The following is a 19,903-nucleotide window of genomic DNA, read 5'->3' on the forward strand; positions in this document are numbered from 1 at the left end:
AGCGTGAACGGTACGCGGACCGCGGACCGGACGGTGGGGCACGAGTACGGCAGCGGCTTCGCCGCGGACCGGACGGTGGGGCACGAGTACGGCAGCGGCTTCGCCGCGGACCTGTTCGCCGGGCGCACCGCCCTGGTGACGGGCGCCAGCAGCGGCATCGGCGAGGTCATCGCCCGGATGCTCGCCGCGCACGGCGCGCGGGTGGCCCTGCTGGCGCGCAACGAGGAGTCGCTGCGCCGGATCGCCAAGGAGATCGCCGAGGCCGGGGGCCACGCCGTCCCCACGCCGGCGGACCTCACCGACACCACCGCCGTCCGCGCGGCGGTGGCCGAGGCCGCGCGGGAACTCGGACCGCTCGACCACCTGGTGCACTGCGCCGGGGAGGCCCGTGACCAGGCGTTCCTGTGCGACCTGCCCGAGGAGCAGTGGACCCGCACCCTGGAGACCAACCTGACCGGCGCCTTCCGGGTGTGCCGCGAGGTGGTGCCGGGGATGATGGAGCGCCGCAGCGGCGGCATCGTCATCGTCTCCTCCATCGCCGGCAAGCGCGGGCTGCCGGCCAACACCGCCTACTGCGCGTCCAAGTTCGGCCTCAACGGCCTCACCCAGGCGCTCGCCGCCGAACTCGGCGTCTTCAACATCCGGGTCAACGCCGTCTGCCCGGGGCTCACCGACAGCCCCGCGGCCACCGACGGCGGCCGGTACGGCGACGCGTTCATGGCCAGCCTCGCCCGGCACCACGGGCCGGCCGACCTCACCTGGGAGCGCTACCTGCGCCGGGCCGTGCGCAGCACGGTGCTGCGCAGGCTGGTCCGCCCCGAGGAGGTCGCCACGCAGGTGCTCTACCTGCTCTCCGACATGTCGGGCGGGATGACCGGCCAGGCCGTCAACGTCGACGCGGGGGCGCTGTGAGACCGCGTCGCGACGCCCGGGACGTGCTGGTCACCGGGATGGGCTTCTGCCTGCCCGGTGGCCCGCACGCCCCGACGGTCACCGCCGAGGACGTGTGGCGCACCGCGTCCGCCGGAATCAGCCACCTCGACAACGACGGGCTGTTCCACGGCATCGTGCACGGCGCCGCCGAGGTGTTCCGCGAGCGCGTCCCGGAGATCCCGCGGCGTCACCTGCGCAGCTACGCCGACGTGCACCTGTACGGCCTGATCTCGCTGGACGAGGCCTGCCGCGACGCCGGGCTGGACTTCCGTGCCGGCGACCTCGCCCCGGCGGCGGTGCTCACCGCCCGCGCCGGGGTCGACAGCAACTACGACAGTTACCGGGCGTGGCACGACGCCGATCCGGAGACCATCGACCCGGCGGACGCCAAGTCCCTGTTCGTCCGGCTGGTCATCGCGGGCACCTCCAGCGACGTCGGGTCCGTGCAGGCGTCCCTGTGCGGCAGCACCGGCCCCAGCTACACGGTTAGCTGCGGCTGCGCGTCCTCCGCCGTCCTGCTGGGCTCGGCCCGGCACCTGATCGCCTCCGGCCAGGTGGACCTGGCCGTGGTGACGGGGGTGGACCGCTTCGACACCGAGCGGGTCCTGCACGGCGACCGGCTGCGCCGGGTCGCCGAGCGCGGCGGCATCACCGTCCGCCACAACGACGAGCCGCCGGCCGCGCCCCGGCACGACCGCCCGATGCGCCCGTACGACGCGGAGGGCGACTGCATGAACTACGGGGACGGCTCGGTGACGCTGATCCTGGAGAGCCGGGAGCACGCCGAGCGGCGCGGCGCCCGCCCGCACGGCGCCCTCCTCTCCCAGGTCACCACCCGCAGCGGGTTGGGCAGCGCCGTCGGGATCGACACCAGCGGCCGGGGGCTGGCGGACGCCGCGCGCCGCTGCCTGGCCGAGACGGGCACCGAGCTGTCCGAGGTGCCCTACATCAACGGCGGCGCCGAGGGCGACCGGCTGTTCACCCGCATCGAGGCCAACGCCGTGCGGGAGCTGTACGGGGAGCGGTCCGCCGAGGTGCTGGTCAGCTCGCAGGAGGCGTGCTTCGGCCACAGCGGGGCGCCGCTGGGCAACCTGGGGGCCGCCCTGTCGCTGATGATGATGCGCCGCGGACAGGTCTGTCCCACCGCCAACTGCGACCGGCCCTCGCCGGTGTGCACCTTCGACCCCGTGCCCGGCGACAAGCCCCGCGAGCTGGAGTTCTCCAGGGCGTTGAGCTTCAACTACCAGATCGGCGGGGTCAACAGCGCGCTCCTGCTGGGCGGTGACGATGTCCTCTGAGCCCCTGTCCTCCGAGTCCCGTGGGGGCCGTGGGACCGGCGCCGTCCCGCCCCCGGAACTGTGGCTGGCCGGCGCCGGGATGGTGCTGCCCGGCCCCGGCGGGGTCGCCTGCACGGACCTGGACACCTTCTGGAAGACGGTCGGCGACGGGACCGTCTGCCTGTCCCCCTACGACCGTCCGGGGCTGCCGCTGCGCATCGCCGGCCTGGTCCGCGGCTGGGACCCGGTGGCCGCCCTGCCGGTGGCCGAGAAGACCGTGTCGCGCTCCTCCCGCGCCGCCCTGCTCGCCATGGGCGCCGTGCACGGGGCCCTGGAGAACGCGGGGCTGTCCCCGGCGGACCTCGATCCCGAGCGCACCGTGTTCGTCGCCTCCTCCCTGCAGTTCGCCTTCCCGGAGACCGAGCGGTACTACGCCACCGTCCACGCCGAGGGGCCCGCGGCGCTCGGCATGGCCTACTGGATGACGGGCACCCCGCCGAGCGTCATCGGCGCCGTCTCCTCGGCCCTGGGCATCCCGTGCCCCACCCTGAGCGTCGCCGGGTCCTGCAACGTCGCCCTGCGGGCCCTGCACGTGGTGCAGCAGATGTTCCGCTGCGGGGACGTGGACCGGGCGGTGGTGGTGGGCGTCGACGAGACCACCGACCCGGTGTTCGTCGCGGGCACCTCCCACACCGGCAGGAGCGGCTACCGGGCGTCCTCGCTCTCCGACGACCCCGGCGACGTGCGCCCCCACGACCGGGTGCAGACGGGCAACGCCACCGGGGAGGGGGCGATCGCCGTCGTCCTGGAGAACGACCGCGCCCGGCCGGGAGGCGGCCGGGGCCTGCGTCACCGGATGCACCTGCACAGCTCCCGCAGCAACGGACCGTCCACCGTGGCCACGGGCCCGCCCGACAACGTGGCCGGGGACGTCGCCGCGGTGCTCCGCTCCAGCGGACGCTCCCTGGGCGACCTGGCGTTCGTCAACGACTACGCCGACGGCAACCGCTTCGTCGAGGACCACCTGTGCGAGGCGCTGACCCTGGTCCGCGAGACCACCGGCCACACCGGCGAACTGCTGCTCACCAACCAGGAGGCGGTGTTCGGCCACGTGGCCGGCACCGGCGGGCTGGTCAAGCTGCTGTCCAGCCTGCTGATGCTGCACCACGGGCACATCGCCCCCAGTGCCAACTGCCGCACCCCCTACGACCGTCTGCCGGGCCGACCGGTGCCCGCCGGCGGTCTGCCCACGAGCGGGGACGCGGCCCTGGTGCTGTCCTCCGGCGCGGGCGGGGACGCCACCAGCATGATCGTCGAACTCGAAGGGGGCGAACTGCCGTGAACGCCAGGACCGGTGCACCGAGCGCACCACGGACACCCGAGACGCCCGAGCAGTGGGCCGCCCTGCGCGCCCCGCTCGGTTCGCTCGCGGTCCTCGACACCTCCGGCTCCGGGCCGGGCGCGGCGGGCCGGGCGGACGGGGCGGACGAGATCGCCGGCGCCCTGGGCGCCGGCGGGTTGCGGGTCCTCCGGGCCGCCGACCCGGAGGAGGACGCCCGGGCCGACGTCTACTGCGCGCTGCTCGTCGGCAACGACGCGCTGGGCTGCGCCGACCCCTCGCCGGGGCTGGACCGCCCGCGCATCCGGCGGGTGGCCGAGGCCATGGCCGACCGGGGCGCCGGGCGGCTGGTGCTGGTGACGGACGCCTCGTCCGACACCCACCTCGGCAGCGACCCGGACCGGCACGGCGGGCTGGCGGCCGACCGGGCCTGGTGGCAGCGGCTCGCCGCCTCCCTCGCCCCGCGCGGGGTGGTCGCCAACACCGTCCAGGTCGGCCACGCGCCCTTCCTGGGACACCGGTTGGCCGCCGACCGGGCCGCCGGGCTGCTCCGCTACCAGGCGCTGCGGCGGCCCACCGCGCCCGAGGACGTCGCCTCGTGCCTGAGCCTGCTGACCTCCCGGGGCTGCTCCTACCTGGTGGCGGAGACCCTGCGGGCGGACGGGGGCATGGACCTGGGGGTCATCCCCGCCATCCGCGACGACCAGGAGCGCCGTCCGGCCGCTCCCGCCCGGCGGCCCACCGCGCCGCCCGTGCCGCCGGGCGCGGCCGGCTCCCGCGACTTCGAGGGGCTCCGGGTCCTGATCGCCGGCGCCAGCAGCGGCATCGGCCGCGCCTGCGCACTCCACCTCGCCGAGCGCGGCGCGGACGTGGTGCTCGCCGCCCGCCGCACCACCGAACTGGAGGCCGTGGCCCATGCGGTGGAGGGATTCGGCCGTCGGGCCCACATCCTGCGCTGCGACCTGGCGGACGCCGACGAGGCCGGCGATCTGGCCGGTCTCGCCTGGAAGGCCGCCGAGCGCCTGGACTGCCTGCTGTACGCGGCCGGACACCTGGGGTTCGCCTCCGGTCCCGGGGACGGCCCCGGGGAGACGGACCCCGCCCGCACCACCTTCGCGGTGAACCTCCGGAGTTTCGTCACGGTGACCGATGAGTTGGCGGCCCGTTGGGCGGACGCCGGGATCCGCGGCTCCGTCGCCGGGGTGGCCTCCGTGAGCAGCACCTTCTCCCCCGTCCCTCACCTGGAGCACTACGGCGCCAGCAAGGCCGCGATGATCCAGTACGCGCGCTGCCTGGCCGTCTCGCGCGCCCGGTTCGGCATCCGGGCCAACTGCGTGGCGCCCGGCATCATCGACACGCCGATGGGGGACGCGGCCGGCCCGGAGCACCGGCGTGGCTGGATCAGTCGGATTCCCGCCGGGCGGGTCGGCCGGCCGCACGAGGTGGCCACGGTGCTGGGGCACCTCCTCAGCCCGTCCGCGGCCCACCTCACCGGTGTCGCGCCCCGGGTGGACGGCGGTTTCGGCCTGCTCGGCGCGGCGCCCCTGTGGAACGCCGCCGACGGCTCCCTCGGGCAGGAGGCGGGACGGTGAGCGGGTCCGTGGACGAGGCGCGGCCGGGGCCCTCGGTGGCGCTGGTCGCCGGGGCGTCGTCGGGCATCGGCGCCGCCACCGCCGTGGCGCTCGCCGCGCCGGGCACCTCGGTGGCGCTGGTCGGTCGGCGCGCCGCCGAACTGGCGGAGACGGCCGCCGCCGTGCGCGCCCGCGGCGGCCGGGCCCTGGAGCTCCGCGTCGACCTGGGCGCCGACGACGGGCCGGCCGAGGCGGTGTCCCGCACCGAGGCGGAGCTCGGCCCGGTGGACCTGCTGGTGTGCAGCGCCGCCGCGATCCGTCTGTCCCGGGTGCACGAGACCGATCCCCGGCACTGGGAGCGGCAGTTGCGGCTCAACCTGACCGTGCCGTTCCTGCTGGCCCGTCTGGTGCTGCCCGGCATGCGCGCCCGGCGGCGCGGCTGGATCGTCAACATCGGCTCGGGCGTGGGCGCCGAGGTCGTCCCCGGCAGCGGCGCGTACGGCGTCAGCAAGCACGCGCTCAACCGGCTGACCGAGCTGATCCACCAGGAGAACCGCGACCACGGGATCCGTGCCGTGGCGGTCAGTCCCGGCTGGGTGGACACCCGGCTGGCCGCCCGCCCCGAGGGGCTGGGGGTGGAGCGCGAGGAGCTCCTCACCCCGGAGGACATCGCGGAGACCGTGGCGTGGCTGGTGTCCCGGCCCGCCCGGGTCAGCACCGGCCCCCTGCTGCGGGTGGAGCCCACGGCCGGCCGCGCCGACGCGGCGGCGGCCATGACCCGTCACCTCGCCCTCGCCTCCGGCGAATCCGGTGGATCCGGTGGACCCGGTGGATCCGGTGAGTCCGGCGCATCCGGTGAGTCCGGCGAAAGGGAGAACGGCACTCGATGAGCACAGCGACCACCGCCACCCGGGTGGAGCACGACGTACCGGTCGCGATGCGCGACGGCGTGGTGCTGCGCGCCGACGTGTGGCGGCCCGACGACGACCGGGCCCGGCCCGCGGTCCTCTTCCGCACCCCCTACGGCAAGTCCACCCTGGGGCTGGCCACCCTCACCCCGGCCCAGTGCGTGGAGCGCGGCTACGCGGCCGTCGTCCAGGACACCCGGGGCCGGTTCCGCTCCGAGGGCGACTGGGCCCCGCTGGCCTGGGAGCGCGAGGGCCCCGACGGGTACGACAGCGTGGAGTGGGTCGCCGCCCAGCCGTGGTGCGACGGCAACGTCGCGATGGCGGGCACCTCCTACCAGGCCATCGTCCAGTGGCTGGCCGCGATGGAGAAGCCCCCGCACCTGCGGGCCATCGCCCCGGCCATGTCCACCTCGGCGGAGCTGGACGCGGAGCAGACCGGCGGCGCGCTGCGGCTGGACCACGTCACGAGCTGGCTCGCCCTGACCGCCCTGGAGTGGGTGCAGCGGTGCGCGGCGGCGGGCGAGCCGGTCGATCCGCGCACCGTGGCCGAGGCCGTGCGGCTGCTCACCGATCCCGAGGAGATCCTGCGGCGGTGGCCGCTGACCGGCGTCCTGGACCACGAGGGCTTCCCCGGTCGGCTGCGGGACGTGCTGGAGGGCAGGGCCCGCACCATGGTCGAGTACCGGTACTCGTCCATCGACGTCCCCACCCTGTCGGTGGGCGGCTGGTACGACGTGTTCGCCCACGGCACCGTCGAGCTGCACCGCAGGATGCGCGGACAGGACCCCGAGCCCGGCCGGCACCGGCTGGTCATGGGGCCGTGGGTGCACTCCGGCCAACTCCCCCAGGTGCAGGGCCAGCTCAACACCGGTCTGTACGGCTCCGCGCAGGGCAGCCGGCTCGCCGACCTCCACCTGGACTTCTTCGACCGGCACCTGCGTCCCGGCGACGGCTCCGAGACCCCCGCCCCGCCGCCGGTCCGCTACTTCCTGATGGGCGCCGACGAGTGGCGGGACGCGGAGAGCTGGCCGCCCCCCGAGTGCGAGTACCGCACCTGGCACCTGTCCGGCGGCGCCGCGCGGACCGCCGAGGGCGACGGCCGGCTGCTGTCCGGGGCCGTGCCGCGCACCGACGGCGAGGACACCTTCCGCTACGACCCGCAGGACCCCGTGCCCACCCACGGGGGCCGGGTGTTGCAGCTCGGGCGGCTCGTCGCGGGCCCGCTGGACCAGAGCCACCTGGAGAAGCGGTCCGACGTGCTCTGCTACACCTCCGCCCCGCTGGAGAGCCCGCTGGACGCCGTCGGGCGTCACCGGGTCGAGCTGTTCTTCGCCTCCGACGCCCCCTCCACGGACGTGGTGGCCAAGCTCACCGACGTCCACCCCGACGGCCGTTCCGTGCTCGTCGCCGAGGGCAACGTCCGGCTCACCGGGCTCGACGAGGACGCGGTCACCGAGGTCCACGTCCCGCTCGGCGACACCGCCTGGCGGTTCCCGGCCGGCCACCGGATACGGCTCCACGTCACCAGCAGCAACTTCCCCCATCTGGACCGCAATCCCAACACCGGCGAGGCCCCGGGACTGGCGACCATCCCGGTCACCGCCCGGCAGACCGTGCGGCACGGCCCCTCCCACCCCTCGGTACTGCGGTTGCAGGTCCGGCCGCACCCGAAGGCCCCGGACCGGGCGGACGGGACGACGGCGACCGCCGTGCCGGAGGCGGGCGCGGAGGGTCCGAGCGCGGTGGACGTCCCCGGGGACATTCCCGAGAACACCGTCGGGGACGTCCTCGGCGACGTCCCCGGCGACATCCTCGCCCCCGACGACCCTCGGGTGCCGACCGCCGAGCAGTGCGTCCTTGAGCCGCTGCTGCGACGCCGCGCCGCGGAACGTCCCCGGGACGTCTACGCGGTCATGCCGGGCGGGGAGGAGTGGACCTACGCCCGGACCTGGGAGGAGTCGGCGGCGGCCGCGGCGGCCCTGCAGTCGTTGGGCGTCGCCCGCGGGGACCGGGTGATGACCTGGCTGCCCAACGGGGCCGACGCCCTGCGGTCGTGGTTCGGCGGCAATCTCGCGGGCGCGGTGGTGGTGCCGGTCAACGTCTCCTACCGGGGGGCGATGCTGGAGCACGTCCTGGCCGACAGCGGGGCCGGCCTGCTGGTGACCCGTCCGGCCCTCGCCCGGCGGCTGACCGGTCTGGCCACGGCAAAGCTGCGCACCGTGGTGCTCCTGCCGGGGCCGGAGGACTCCGCCGACGAGCTGTGCGCGGCGCTGGACGAGCTGGCCGCCACGGAACTGCACGTCGTCGTCGGCCTCGACGGCTCCGCCGAGCGTTTCGCCCCGCCGGTGCCGGCACCGGAGCCCTGGGACACGCAGACCGTGATCTACACCTCCGGCACCACCGGCCCCTCCAAGGGCGTGCTGTCCTCCTACGCGCACCTGTACAGCAGTTGCACCGCCGCCTTCCACGGCCGCACCACCCGGCGGGACCGCTACCTGCTGCAACTCCCGCTGTTCCACGCGGGCGGCACCATCGGCGCGTACGGGATGCTCGTCCACGGGGCCTCGATCACGGTGGTCCCGTCCTTCCGGACCGGGGAGTTCTGGCCGCTGGTGCGGCGCACCGGCACCACCATGTGCACCCTGCTGGGGGTCATGGCGACCTACCTCCTCAAGGAGCCGCCGCGCCCGGACGACGCGGACAACCCCCTGCGGGAGGCGTTCGTCATCCCGCTGGGCGGGGACACGGTCGCCTTCGCCGAGCGCTTCGGGGTGCGGGTGCGGGCCCTGTTCAACATGACCGAGGTGTCGTGCCCGGTGATCTCCGAGCCCGACCCGGCCGTCCCCATGTACTGCGGGAAGCCCCGCCCGGGGATCGCGGCCCGGGTGGTGGACGAGCACGACCGGGAGGTGCCCGACGGGGAGACCGGCGAGCTGCTGCTCCGCCCGGAGCGGCCCTGGTCCTTCGCGCACGGCTATCTGGGCCGGCCGGAGGAGACCGAACGGGCGTGGCGCAACGGCTGGTTCCACACCGGTGACGCCTTCCGGCGGCTGCCCGACGGCGGTCTGGTCTTCGTCGACCGCCTCAAGGACGCGATCCGCCGCCGCGGCGAGAACATCTCCTCGTTCGAGGTGGAGCGGCAGGCACTGGCCCACCCCCGGGTGCGGGAGGCCGCCGCGGTGGCCGTCCCCGGTGACGGCGGGGAGGACGAGGTGCTGCTCGTCGTCGCCCCGGTCGGCGGGGACGCGGAGGACGGCGCACGGCGAGAAGCCGACCGCGAGCCCCCGGACCCGGTGGAGCTGTCGCTGTTCCTGCGGGACCGACTGGCCCACTTCATGGTGCCCCGCTACCTGCGGGTGGTGGACGAGCTGCCGAAGACGCCCACCGGCAAGCCCCGCAAGAACGTGCTGCGCGAGCAGGGCGTCACCGAGGACACCTGGGACCGGGAGGACGCCGGTCTGCGGATGAGGATGGAGAGGCTGACATGACGGCTCCCGCGTACGACACGGAGACCGCGGAGACCGCCCCGGCCCCGGACGTCGGGGCCGTCACCTCCGGCGGGCGCCCGGACCCCGGCGCCCGGGGCCGCTTCGCGGCGTTCGCCGACCGGGTGTCCGCCGACCCCGCGGTGCCGCTGCTGGCCTCCCTCCACGAGGGCGTGGCCGTGCTCCGGCTGGACCGGCCCGAACGACGCAACGCCCTCACCCTCCCCCTGTCCGGCGCCCTGCTGGAGGGCCTGGTGCGGGCCGGCGCCGACCACCGGGTGCGCGCCGTGGTGCTGCGTGGTTCCGGACCGGCCTTCTGCGCCGGGGACGACGTGCCCAGCGTGCGGCGCTGGCTCGACGGCGACCGCGCCGACGTGCCCTTCGACCCCGTCACCTCCGACGCCCACTACCTGCGCATCTGCGAGCAGATGCTCCACCTGCCGAAGCCGGTGGTGGTGGGGTTGACCGGGGCGACGGCCGGGGCCGGTGCGGAGATCGCCTGCGCGGCGGACTACCGGCTGGCGGACGACACCGCGGCGATCGGCAGCCGGCTGGCCTCCGTCGGACACGTGGGCAACGTCGTCCTGATGTCCCGGCTGGTCGGCCCGGCGCGGGCGACCGAGATCTACCTGACCGGGCGGATGGTGCCCGCCGCCGAGGCGCTCTCCCTGGGGCTGGTGGACCGGGTGGTCCCGGCGGCCTCCTTCGAGGCGGAGCTGGCGGAGACGGCGCGGCGCTTCGCCGCCCTGCCCACCCGTTCGGTGGGCCTGTTCAAGGAGCTGCGGGAGCGGTCCTGGGGGCAGCCGGCCGAGTACGGTCTGCGGCTCCAGGACGCGTACCACCTGCGCACCCACGACGAGGTGCGCGACGCCGCCGAGGGCCTGGACGCCTTCGTCGCGCGGCGTCCGCCCCGCTTCGAGGGCCGCTGAGTCCCGGGGGCGGCCCGCTCCCCCGGGGCCGCCCCCGACCACGGGCGGGAGGGCGCGGCGTCACGTCCCTCCCGCCCGTTCCGCCCGGCTTCCGGCGGTCACCCCGTCCCTGTGACCGCCGGAGCCGGGCGTCGGTGCCGGCGCGGGCCGTCCAGCATGCGCAGGGCGTTCCCGGACAGCCAGTCCGCGGTGATCTCCTCTCCCAGTCCCAGGGCCTCGACCTCGGCGGCGAGGACGCCCACGGGCAGCGGGTTCACCCAGGTGGAGGTGCCGAACAGCACGCGGTGCCGGGCGAGGGTGCGGGCGTGGTGCAGCAGGGGCTCCCAGCCGGAGCCGGGCGAGGCCATGTTCCGTGCCCGGTGGGAGGAGAACTCCAGGTACACCCGGGGGTGGCGGGCGGCCGTCAGCAGCGTCTCCATGACGTCCGGCCAGCCCGCGTGCCCGGCCACGAGGGTCAGCCGCGGATGGCGGGCGGCCAGGGCCTCCAGGGTGCGCCAGCTTCCGATCCCGGTGGGGCGGCCGGCCGCGAAGTGGTGTCCGGTGTGCAGCCAGACGGGCAGGTCGGCCTCGGCGGCGGCGCCGAACACCGGGGTGTGCGCGGGGTCGGCCGCGTCGGTCCCGTCGAGGAAGGGTATGACGCACAGTCCGGTGGCCCCGGCCCGCACGGCGCGGTCCAGCTCCGCCAGCGCCGCGCCCGTGTCCCCCAGCGCGATCCCGGCCCACACCCGGACCCGGTCGCGGAACCGGGAGGTCAGGTCGAGCACCCGGTCGTTGACGGTGTCGCCGTCGGGCAGCCGCTCGGGGCTGCCCATGGCGATCTCGGCGACGACGCCCTGCGCGGCGCGGTCGGCCAGGTACGCCGCCAGGTCCGGTTCGGGTCGGTCCCGCGGCAGCAGCACGTCCACCGCCGCCTCCCAGCCGTCCGCGAGCGCCGCGCGGTACGCGCCGTGGTCGGCGCCGAAGAACCGGGCGAAGGACTTCGAGAACACGTCCAGGTACTCCGCGGCGCCGTGGGTGAAGCGTCGCAGGTAGGCGCGCCAGGAGGCGTTGTCGTACAGCAGCGCGCACGCGTCGACGACGGGGGCGGCGGGTACGGCGGGAGCCGCGGCGCCGGTCGCGGGGTCGGTCATGCCGTCGGCCTCCTGGCGTCCTGGTACTCCTCCACCAGCCGGGTCGTCTCCCTGACGTACGCCTCGAACAGCCCCGCCAGGTCCGCCAGACGTTCCGCGGCCGGCCCCTTGGCGACGGAGGCGCCGTCGCGCAGGGCCTCGCTGAACTTCCTGATCTGGAGGGTGTTGACCGTGAGCAGCCGCTCGATGTCCCCGACCACCTCGTAGCACACGCGGCGGCTGCCGGAGCGGGAGCTGCGGCGCACCAGGAACCACGCCTCCAACTGGCGGGCGGCCACGCTCAGGCCGCTCTTGCTGGCCCCCAGGTCCTTGACCATGGTGTCCAGGTCGACCGGCTCGTTGCGCAGCAGGAGGTAGCCCAGGAGACGTCCGGTGGTCTGCGGCAGACCCCACCGCTCCATCAGGCCTCCGAGGGAGGCGATGAACTCCGCCTCCGCCTCATCTGTCATGTTCGACTCTTCTTTTCGAGGAAACGGGTGATCAACCGGTTGACGATATCGGGCCGGTCGAGGTTGGCGACGTGCCCGGCGCCGGGGATGGTGTGGAGTTCGCAGTCCGGGTCCCGGTCCTTCCAGCGCCGCATGTCCCGGCGGATTCGGCCGGTGCCGTCGTGCTCCCCCACCAGCAGCAGCTCCGGTTTGTCGATCCGGTAGCCGGCGTCGGGGGTCAGGGCCCGGGTGACGCCCCGCCAGGTGCTGAGGAACTGCCTGCGCCCGGTCTTCCGGAACACCTCCCGCAGGTAGTCCCTGCTCTCCTCGGTCTCGGCCGAGGCGTCGGCCATGGCGTCCACCAGGCGCCCGTACCGCACCAGCCGCAGGGCGGGGCCGGACAGGGCGAGGCTGATCCGGTCCGGCAAGCTCAGCGGGAGGGTGTTGCAGGACGCCCCGATGACGACCAGCGCCGCGACCCGCTCCGGGTGACGGCGCAGGAACTCCTGGCTGATGTTGCCGCCGATGGACTGGCCGAGCAGCACCACGGGCTCCCGCTCGCCCTCGTGGTCCAACAGCGCCGCGATGTCCTCGGCGGCGTCGGGGACCCGGAAGCGGTCGTGTCCGGACCGCGAGCGGCCGTGCGCCCGCACGTCCCACCGCAGGGTCCGGAAGCCGTGCTCGTGGAGCACGGGCACCTGGGGGTCGAACATCCGGTGGTCGGTGGCCGCGCCGTGGGTCAGCACGACCAGCGGGGCGCCGGGCGGCCCTCCCGTCCAGTAGTGGAGGCTCACCCGGCCTCTGTCCAGTACACGCTCCGCTTCATTCATCACATTCACAATAGACTAAACGTCCCTGCTCGCGCAGGGTTCCTCACCCGTACGGGTGACCCTGCCGCCGTCCGGCCCGGACGGAACCGGCCCGTGGAGAGCCGGTCAGCGGAGGGGAACGCGGGCCGGGAGGGACGCGGGCGGGGCGGGGGCGTTCTCCGCCTCGCGCAGCCAGCGCCGCAGCACCTGGTGGACCCGCTCGGCGCCGACGAGTTCGCCGTGCTCGTCCGGCGCGGAGAGCAGCCGCGGGTAGAGCAGGAACGCCCGGGACTGCTCGCCGCCCAGGCCGCCGTGGGAGCCGATCTGCTCCTCGAAGGCGTGGACGGCGCCGGTGGCCGGGTCGAGGGCGGAGTTGACCATGACGTCGGCGGCGTTCGGGAAGCGGGCGGTGCGCCGCACCAGGTCGGCGGCGCGCGGCCCGTAGGGGGCCAGGGGGTCGTGGCCGACGACCTCGCCGGTGACGAGCCGGTGCTCGCCGCCGTTCGCGCCGAGGACCACCGGCCCGTGGCGTTCGCTGTGGACGAGCAGGAAGCCGATGCCGGGGTGGTCGGCGAGGGTGCGCAGCAGGGCGGGGTGGCGGCGTTCGATCTCCTCGCGGGTGGCGCGGCCGGGGATGCCGGGGAAGGAGACCAGTCCGAGGTTGCCCGACCCCAGCACCACCGGTCCGGGGCCGGTGACCCGGTGCGGTTCGGCGCCGTGCCCGTCCTCGGGCCGGTGGAGGGCGGCCCGCGCGGCGGCGCGGGCCTCGGCCCCGCTGGCCGACCGCCGGGCGCGTCGGGAGACGGGCAGCCCGCATCCGGCGCGCACCAGGTCCTCCAGGGTGAGCCCGTACCGCGCGGCGAAGGGTTCGCCGGGACTCTGTCCGTGGTCGGAGAGGAGCACCAGGCGGTAGGGGCGGGGGGCCCGCTCGGCGACCTTGGCGATGAGGGCGACGGACCGGTCGAGCCTCCGCAGCACCTGGTGGGTGTCGCGACCGCGGGGGCCGGAGTGGTGGGCCACCTCGTCGTAGGCGACCAGGTCGGCGTAGACGGCCGTCCGTCCGTTGAGCATGTCGCCGAGGACGGCGGCGACCACCACGTCCCGCTCGACGACGGTGGCGAAGGCCCGGATGAAGGGGTAGAGCCCGCCGCGCCCCACGCGGGGCCGCTCTCCGCTCAGCCGGGCCCGGCCGGCCTGGAGGAGCTCGCGGACGACCTCGACGACGAAGGAGGCGGCGGTGCGGGTGGCGTTGGCGGGGTCGGAGAAGTACGCGAAGTAGCCGGCGCGGGAGCGGTTGTGCCGGCCGCGGCGGGCGGAGACGGAGAGCACCAGGGCGACCTGGGCGGCTCCGCCGCTGAAGAGGTTGCCGCGGCTGGCGCCGTCGTGGGCGAGGAGTCCGGGGTGTCCGCTGCGGGCGGCGGCGCGGCGCTGGAGTTCGGCGGCGCTGCTGGGCCGGTTGCTGATCATCACCTCGCCGGTCTCCTTTTCGTACCAGCGGAAGGCGGGCACGTCCTCGTTGGAGCCGTGCAGGATGCCGAGCTGGCTGGCGCCGGTCTGGCTGGACCAGTCGGTGTGCCAGGGGACGAGGCGGTGGGTGTCGCGGCACATGGCGGCGACGGTGGGCATCAGCGGCTCGCCGTCCTCGGGCGCGGCGATCGCGTCGCGCAGCACGTCGTGGCCGATCCCGTCGAGTTGGAGGAAGACGGTGCCGGGGGTGGTGGGCGGCTCCCGGCGTCCGGCGCGGCGCCAGCGGCGGTCGGCGAGCCGGGCCATGCGCCGGCGGTAGGCCCCGTCGTCGCGGACGGCCAGGAAGGTGCTGGCCGCCGAGGAGGTCGCGGACATCACGGCGGCGACCACCACGGCGGTCCGGGGATCGGCCTCGCCCCTGCCGTCGGGGAGGAGGCTGAGCGCGATCCACAGCAGCGAGCCGTTGAGGAAGAACACCAGCAGGCCCAGCACCAGGGCGGGCACCAGCAGCAGCGCTCTGACCAGCACGGGCCACACCAGCGCGCCGAGCAGGCCGAAGGCGCCGGCCGCCACGGCGGCGGTGATCCCGATGCGGGTCGCGGAGTCCCCGTCGGCGGACTGGATGCGGAAGTCGGGCAGCACTCCGGCGAGCACGAGCATGGTGAGGGTGCTCACCGCCCATACGACCAGCACGCGCAGCACCGCGCCGCCCGCCCTGCGCCAGGCTGCCATCCGCACGCCGTCCCGCCTTTCCTCGTGTTTCCCCTGCTCCACGCGCTCCTCTCGGGGGCGCGCCGACGGGCCGCCGGCCCCGCCGGTTTCGCGTCCCTGTGCGACCGTGTGTGACCGTCGGTCCGGGTGTGGCCCCGGTTGCGGCGGCACGTTCCACTTTTCCACAGTGGGCCACCCGGCCGGGGGCGCACCCGGTCCCGACCGGGGGGCGGCCGGGGGCGCGGCGAGGAGGACGGGGCACCGGAGGGGAATGATGAGAGGATCGGTGCGGGAACGGGGCGAGCGGACGGAAGGAGAGTCCGAGTGCCGGTGGAGATCACTTGGTGGGGACACGCGACGGCGACCGTGCGGGACTCCGGTGTGACGGTGCTCACCGACCCGCTCTTCGTCCGCCGGCTGGCCCATCTGCGCAGACGCCGCGGGGATCTGCCGCCCGAGTCGGTGGCGCAGGTGGACGTGGCGCTGGTCTCGCACCTGCACGCCGACCACCTGCACCTGCCCTCCCTGGCCCGGCTGGAGCCCGGGACACGGGTGGTCGTGCCGCGCGGCGCGCTCGCCTCGGTGGCGGGACTGCGACGGCTGGCGGAGCGGCTGCGGCTCCAGGAGGTGGACGTGGGCGACCTGGTGCGCGTCGGTCCGGTGGACGTCCGTGTGGTGCCCGCGCTGCACGACGGGCGGCGGCTGCCGTACGGGCCGCGACTGGCCCCCGCGCTCGGCTACGTGGTGGAGGGCGAGGCCCGGACGTACTTCGCCGGGGACACGGGGCTGTTCGACGCCATGGCGGACGCGGTGGGCGAGGTGGACGTGGCGCTGCTGCCCGTGGGCGGCTGGGGGCCGCGGCTGGGCGAGGGACACCTCAACGCGCGGCGGGCCGCCGAGGCGCTGGCCAGGCTGAAGGCGCCCCGCGCGGTGCCGGTCCACTACGGCACGTACTGGCCGATCGGCCTGGACGCGGTCCGCCCGCACGAGTTCCACTCCCCCGGTGACGAGTTCGTCCGGCTGGCGGCGCGGGCGGCGCCCGAGGCGGCGGTGCACCGGTTGGAGCACGGCGAGAGCGTGCGGCTGGGGGACGAGGGGTGTTAGAGGCGTTGCTCGCCGCGATACAGGAGTTCCCGGCCCAGGTGGTGCCGGGGGAGGCCGGCTATCCATCGCTGTTCCTGCTGGTGGTGTTCGGCTCCCTGGTGCCCGTGGTGCCGACGGGGGCGGTGGTCAGCGGGGCGGCGGTGGTGGCCTTCCACAGCGGTCTCCCGGCGCTCTCGCTGCTGCTGGTGTTCGTGGTGGCGGCGACGGCCGCGTTCCTCGGCGACCTGGGCCTGTACTGGCTGGGGCAGCGCGGTGAGCGGTCGGGGGTCGGCACGCGTTGGCGGGAGTGGCTGCGCTCCAGGGCCGAGCCCGATCGGCTGGTGGCGGCCCGCCGGAAGCTGGACGAGCACGGGGTGACGGTGCTGGTGCTCTCCCGGTTGGTGCCGGCCGGGCGGATTCCGGTGATGGTCGCCTGCCTCCTGTCGCGGATGCCGATGCGTTCCTTCGTGCGCGGTGACGTGCCGGCGTGTCTGGCCTGGGCGGCGACCTACCAGTTGATCGGCGTGCTGGGCGGGTCGCTGTTCCCCGAGCCGTGGGAGGGCGTGGCCGCGGCGGTGGGGTTGACGCTGCTGATCGGCGCGGCGCCGTCGGTGTGGCGGCGGCTGCGTTCCGCCCGGGCCTCCCGGTAGCCGTCCCCTTTCCGGCGGGTCCTTGGGGAACGGCCGTCAGTCCAGCACTCTCGACGCCCCGATCGGCAGGTCCCACAGGTCCTCGCGCGGACGGCCCGCGGCCTCCCAGGCGGCCCGCACCCGGATCAGCGGTTCCAGCGGAGGCTCGGCCGAGAGCAGGAAGGTGCCCCAGTGCATGGGGGCCATGCGCCGCGCGCCGAGGTCGAGGCAGGCGGCGACGGCCTCCTCGGGGTCGGTGTGGACGGGGCGGAGCATCCAGCGCGGGGCGTAGGCGCCGATCGGCAGCAGGGCCAGGTCGATGCCGGGCAGCCGGCGCCCGATCTCGGCGAACCAGTGGCCGTATCCGGTGTCGCCCGCGAAGTGGACGCGCCGGCCGTGGCGGTCGGTGAGCACCCAGCCGCCCCACAGCGAGCGGCAGGTGTCGGTCAGGGTGCGCCGCGACCAGTGGTGGGCGGGGACGAAGTCGAACCGCACGGCGCCGCCGCCCGGCGAGGGCAGCTCGGCCGCCTCCCACCAGTCCAGTTCGGTGACGCGGGTGAAGCGGCGGCGCCGGCACCAGGCGCCGAGTCCGGCCGGGACGAACAGCGGGGTGTCGCGGGGCAGCCGTTTCAGGGTGGGCAGGTCGAGGTGGTCGTAGTGGTTGTGGGAGATCACCACGGCGTCGACGCGGGGCAGGTCCTCCCAGGGGACGCCGACCGGGGTGATCCGGGCCGGGGTGCCCAGGATGCGGCGGGACCAGACGGGGTCGGTCAGGACGGTCAGACCGCCCACGCGCACCACCCACGAGGCGTGTCCGACCCAGGTGACGGCGACGGTGTCGGCGTCGACCCGCGGCAGGGGGCCCCGCTCGACGGGCACGTGGGGGATGTCGCGGAGCGAGGCGGGATCGGGGCGCGTGGTGCCCTCCCGGGCCACGCGCGCCAGCGAGCGTATGCCGGGCAGCGGGTCGGTGAGCCGGTCGGCGAAGGAGGACGGCCAGGTGCGCGGTTCGCCGATCGGTCGGGGCGCGGACGGGGCGGGCCCGGGACGCGGGGCGTCGTGGAGGACGTGGGCGGGTTTCCTGGTCCGTTGGGTCATGCGGGGCTCCCATCAGCGTCCGAGAACTTCACGGGATGCGCGGCCGGCGGATCACCCCGCCGTCAGCCCGGCCAGGGCCGACGCCACCGCCGCCGACGTCTCCGCCGCCTCCGGCCGGTCCACGCGGTCCGGGTGGTCCGGGCGGACGCCGGGGGGCCGCACGTCGGTCGACAGCCGCACGCGCAGAGCGCCGGGGTCGTCGCCGAAGCGGTGGCCGCCCAGGACGTGGGGGCCCAGGCGCCGTACCAGTGCCGCCTCGAGTCGGGGGGCGTCCTCGATGCCGCGGGCGGCCAGGTCGGGGCGGAGCGCCTCGAAGTCGGGGTACAGGTGCCGTCCGACGTTCGGCGGGCGGCACACCGCGCCGGCGTCGGTCAGGACGCGGTGGAGTGCGGCGGCGAGCGCGCCGTGCGCGCGGCCGGCGGCGGCGCGGCGTTCGCGCAGCGCCCGGGGTTCGGTGAGGGCCCGGACCGCGGCGGTGGTCCGGGGTCCGTCCAGCCGGGCGCGCAGGGCGTTGAGGACGGCGCGCGTCCTGTCGCCCGTCTCCCCGCCGTGCGGTCCGGCTCCGGCGGGGAGCCGGGCGACGCCCACCCCGGGGCCGGGCCGGGGATCGGCGCCGGGGTCGGCGCCGAGGTCGGCGAGCACCACGACGGAGCGGCCGGCCGCGGCCGACGTGGTCGGGGTGGCCGGGGTGCGCGGGCCCGTTCCCGGGGCGCCCTCGGGGCGGGTGCCCGCACTCGCCACGGGTCCGGCGCAGTGCATGATCTCGGCCGGGCTGACGATCACCGTGTCGTGGGGGTCGTGGAGGGTGTCGCGGAGGCTCTCGTCGCTGATGATCAGCAGTCCCTCCCGCGTGGCCGCCTCGCACACCTCGTGCAGGATTTCGGGCGGCGCGGTGGTACCGGTGACGTCGTCGGCCACGGAGAGCACCAGCACCCGCGGGTCGCCGCCGTCGGCGCGGGCCCGGCTCACGGCCTCCAGCAGCGCGACGGAGTCGGGCACCCCGCCGCACTCGGCGGGCACGGGGACGGTGTGCAGCGGGAGGCCGAGCAGTCGGGCCTGTTCGGCGTGCCAGGCCGCGCCGGGCCGGGGCACCACCACTCCGCCCCGTCCGTCGTCCCCGCAGGCGGCGGCGAGCAGCGCCAGGAGCAGCAGGGGCGCGGTGGGGGCCGCCACGACGTGGTCGGGGTCGGTGGGCAGGCCGCGCCGGTGCCAGTAGTCGCCGGCCGCCTCGGCCACGGCCGTGGGTGTGGGCGTGGGTGTGGGGCCGGCCATGGGTGCGTGGGTGTGGATCGGCTGCATCCGTGCCTCCGCCGCTAGGTGTGCCGCCGGAACCGCTGGAGTTCCTGCTCTATGCCGTGTCCGCGGGTGCGGACCAGGGCCCGCGCCAGGTCGGAGAGTTTGCGGTTGGTGTGCTGGGAGATCCGGCGCAGCAGGGCGAACGCCTCCTCCGCGTCGCAGCCGAGCACGTACATCACGATGCCGCAGGCCTGGTCGACGACGGGCCTGCTGCGCAGGGCGCTCTCCAGGTGCTCGACCTCCGCCAGCGCCTCGTGGTAGCGCAGGTCGCGGGCGAGTCCGGTGGCGGCCAGGTCGCCCAGCAGCGCTGCCGAGCCGCGCACGGTCTCCTCCAGGGGGCGGGGGCGGAAGGCGTAGACGGTGATGGCGAGCGTGAGGACGTCGCGGCGGTAGGGCAGGGTGGCGCTGGCGCGCAGGCCCATGTCCAGGGCCCTGGCGCGGTAGTGCGGCCAGCGCTCCTCCCGCAGCAGGTCGTCGGTCCCGACGGGACGCCCGGTGTGGAGGGCGTGGGGGACGGGGCCGTCTCCGACCTCCCACTGGACGGCCACCAGGGCGGACAGGTCCGGATGGGTGACGGCGGTGGGCGCCTCGGAGCTCTCGCCGCCGGTGTGGGCGGTGGCGGTGGCTCCGCAGCAGCCGGGGGTGCAGCGGACGATCTGTTCGGCCAGCCGGGCGAGGCTCCGGGCGGAGGAGTCGACGTCGAGCACCGGCTCCGGACGGTCCGGAGGGGGCTCGAACGGAATCGCTTCGCGTCGGTCCGGCATGGTGGCGCTCGGTCCTTTCCCTGGGCTCCGGCTGCAAGCCGCCGGG

16 protein-coding genes are annotated in these 19,903 nt (G+C 75.6%); 9 read left to right on the top strand and 7 right to left on the bottom strand.

The genetic code is table 11. The features are described from left to right. Positions 1–3 precede the first annotated feature (3 nt). The 7 genes from IF47_RS0117775 to IF47_RS0117810 are packed head-to-tail and all read left to right on the top strand — an operon-like array spanning position 4 to position 10,442. Entirely contained in the window at positions 4–912 is a 909-nt protein-coding gene (locus tag IF47_RS0117775; RefSeq protein WP_245641150.1) for an SDR family NAD(P)-dependent oxidoreductase, read from the top strand. Continuing rightward, positions 909–2,231: a beta-ketoacyl-[acyl-carrier-protein] synthase family protein gene (locus IF47_RS0117780; RefSeq protein WP_031509800.1), complete on the top strand. Its 1,323-nt coding sequence runs from the start codon at positions 909–911 to the stop codon at positions 2,229–2,231. Before IF47_RS0117775 ends, IF47_RS0117780 begins: the two co-directional genes overlap by 4 nt. Beyond that, positions 2,221–3,552, top strand: a complete 1,332-nt coding sequence (locus IF47_RS0117785) for a beta-ketoacyl synthase (RefSeq protein WP_051717833.1) — start codon at positions 2,221–2,223, stop codon at positions 3,550–3,552. The genes IF47_RS0117780 and IF47_RS0117785 overlap by 11 nt, the downstream gene beginning before the upstream one ends. After that, positions 3,549–5,141, top strand: coding sequence for an SDR family NAD(P)-dependent oxidoreductase (locus IF47_RS0117790; RefSeq protein ID WP_245641151.1), 1,593 nt, complete (start codon positions 3,549–3,551; stop codon positions 5,139–5,141). Before IF47_RS0117785 ends, IF47_RS0117790 begins: the two co-directional genes overlap by 4 nt. Further along, entirely contained in the window at positions 5,138–6,010 is an 873-nt protein-coding gene (locus tag IF47_RS0117795; protein WP_078591923.1) for an SDR family NAD(P)-dependent oxidoreductase, read from the top strand. The genes IF47_RS0117790 and IF47_RS0117795 overlap by 4 nt, the downstream gene beginning before the upstream one ends. Continuing rightward, complete coding sequence (locus IF47_RS31615; protein WP_245641152.1) at positions 6,007–9,516, top strand: CocE/NonD family hydrolase; 3,510 nt, start codon at positions 6,007–6,009, stop codon at positions 9,514–9,516. Before IF47_RS0117795 ends, IF47_RS31615 begins: the two co-directional genes overlap by 4 nt. Next, positions 9,513–10,442, top strand: coding sequence for an enoyl-CoA hydratase/isomerase family protein (locus IF47_RS0117810; protein ID WP_078591924.1), 930 nt, complete (start codon positions 9,513–9,515; stop codon positions 10,440–10,442). The genes IF47_RS31615 and IF47_RS0117810 overlap by 4 nt, the downstream gene beginning before the upstream one ends. 98 nt (positions 10,443–10,540) lie before the next feature. On the opposite strand, the gene IF47_RS0117815 is transcribed toward IF47_RS0117810, so the two are convergent. From IF47_RS0117815 to IF47_RS0117830, 4 genes are all read right to left on the bottom strand, one after another. Continuing rightward, a complete protein-coding gene (locus IF47_RS0117815) occupies positions 10,541–11,572 on the bottom strand; it encodes an amidohydrolase family protein (protein WP_051717834.1) in 1,032 nt (343 codons plus the stop codon). Then, complete coding sequence (locus tag IF47_RS0117820; protein WP_037732849.1) at positions 11,569–12,021, bottom strand: ArsR family transcriptional regulator; 453 nt, start codon at positions 12,019–12,021, stop codon at positions 11,569–11,571. The genes IF47_RS0117815 and IF47_RS0117820 overlap by 4 nt, the downstream gene beginning before the upstream one ends. Next, positions 12,018–12,830 carry an alpha/beta fold hydrolase gene (locus IF47_RS0117825; RefSeq protein WP_037732872.1) on the bottom strand — a complete coding sequence of 271 codons (813 nt, stop codon included), beginning with the start codon at positions 12,828–12,830 and terminating at the stop codon, positions 12,018–12,020. Before IF47_RS0117825 ends, IF47_RS0117820 begins: the two co-directional genes overlap by 4 nt. A 105-nt stretch (positions 12,831–12,935) precedes the next feature. Continuing rightward, positions 12,936–15,008: a phage holin family protein gene (locus IF47_RS0117830; protein WP_031509808.1), complete on the bottom strand. Its 2,073-nt coding sequence runs from the start codon at positions 15,006–15,008 to the stop codon at positions 12,936–12,938. A 303-nt stretch (positions 15,009–15,311) separates the two neighbouring features. On the opposite strand from IF47_RS0117830, the gene IF47_RS0117835 reads away from it, so the two are divergent. Together IF47_RS0117835 and IF47_RS0117840 are read left to right on the top strand one after the other, a co-directional pair. Further along, entirely contained in the window at positions 15,312–16,091 is a 780-nt protein-coding gene (locus tag IF47_RS0117835; RefSeq protein ID WP_031509809.1) for an MBL fold metallo-hydrolase, read from the top strand. 5 nt (positions 16,092–16,096) lie between these two features. Continuing rightward, entirely contained in the window at positions 16,097–16,720 is a 624-nt protein-coding gene (locus tag IF47_RS0117840; RefSeq protein WP_051717836.1) for a DedA family protein, read from the top strand. A 36-nt stretch (positions 16,721–16,756) separates the two neighbouring features. Here the strand turns inward: IF47_RS0117840 and IF47_RS0117845 are convergent, their stop codons facing one another. Genes IF47_RS0117845 through IF47_RS0117855 form a run of 3 tightly spaced genes read right to left on the bottom strand, consistent with a single transcriptional unit; the run spans position 16,757 to position 19,857 of the window. Next, a complete protein-coding gene (locus IF47_RS0117845; protein ID WP_031509811.1) occupies positions 16,757–17,797 on the bottom strand; it encodes an MBL fold metallo-hydrolase in 1,041 nt (346 codons plus the stop codon). A 51-nt stretch (positions 17,798–17,848) separates the two neighbouring features. After that, positions 17,849–19,096, bottom strand: a complete 1,248-nt coding sequence (locus IF47_RS0117850) for an aminotransferase class I/II-fold pyridoxal phosphate-dependent enzyme (protein ID WP_106982593.1) — start codon at positions 19,094–19,096, stop codon at positions 17,849–17,851. Positions 19,097–19,110: 14 nt separating this feature from the next. Next, positions 19,111–19,857, bottom strand: a complete 747-nt coding sequence (locus tag IF47_RS0117855; RefSeq protein ID WP_078591925.1) for an ANTAR domain-containing response regulator — start codon at positions 19,855–19,857, stop codon at positions 19,111–19,113. Positions 19,858–19,903 lie beyond the last annotated feature (46 nt).

The organism is Streptomyces megasporus, from assembly GCF_000718985.1.
Classification (GTDB): domain Bacteria; phylum Actinomycetota; class Actinomycetes; order Streptomycetales; family Streptomycetaceae; genus Streptomyces; species Streptomyces megasporus.

Bases quoted from the DNA above. Each gene is read 5' to 3' on its own strand.
- IF47_RS0117785 (WP_051717833.1), top strand. From the start codon at position 2,221: ATGTCCTCTGAGCCCCTGTCCTCCGAGTCCCGTGGGGGCCGTGGGACC.
- IF47_RS31615 (WP_245641152.1), top strand. From the start codon at position 6,007: ATGAGCACAGCGACCACCGCCACCCGGGTGGAGCACGACGTACCGGTC.
- IF47_RS0117810 (WP_078591924.1), top strand. From the start codon at position 9,513: ATGACGGCTCCCGCGTACGACACGGAGACCGCGGAGACCGCCCCGGCC.
- IF47_RS0117815 (WP_051717834.1), bottom strand. From the start codon at position 11,572: ATGACCGACCCCGCGACCGGCGCCGCGGCTCCCGCCGTACCCGCCGCC.
- IF47_RS0117820 (WP_037732849.1), bottom strand. From the start codon at position 12,021: ATGACAGATGAGGCGGAGGCGGAGTTCATCGCCTCCCTCGGAGGCCTG.
- IF47_RS0117825 (WP_037732872.1), bottom strand. From the start codon at position 12,830: ATGAATGAAGCGGAGCGTGTACTGGACAGAGGCCGGGTGAGCCTCCAC.
- IF47_RS0117830 (WP_031509808.1), bottom strand. From the start codon at position 15,008: ATGGCAGCCTGGCGCAGGGCGGGCGGCGCGGTGCTGCGCGTGCTGGTC.
- IF47_RS0117845 (WP_031509811.1), bottom strand. From the start codon at position 17,797: ATGACCCAACGGACCAGGAAACCCGCCCACGTCCTCCACGACGCCCCG.
- IF47_RS0117850 (WP_106982593.1), bottom strand. From the start codon at position 19,096: ATGCAGCCGATCCACACCCACGCACCCATGGCCGGCCCCACACCCACG.
- IF47_RS0117855 (WP_078591925.1), bottom strand. From the start codon at position 19,857: ATGCCGGACCGACGCGAAGCGATTCCGTTCGAGCCCCCTCCGGACCGT.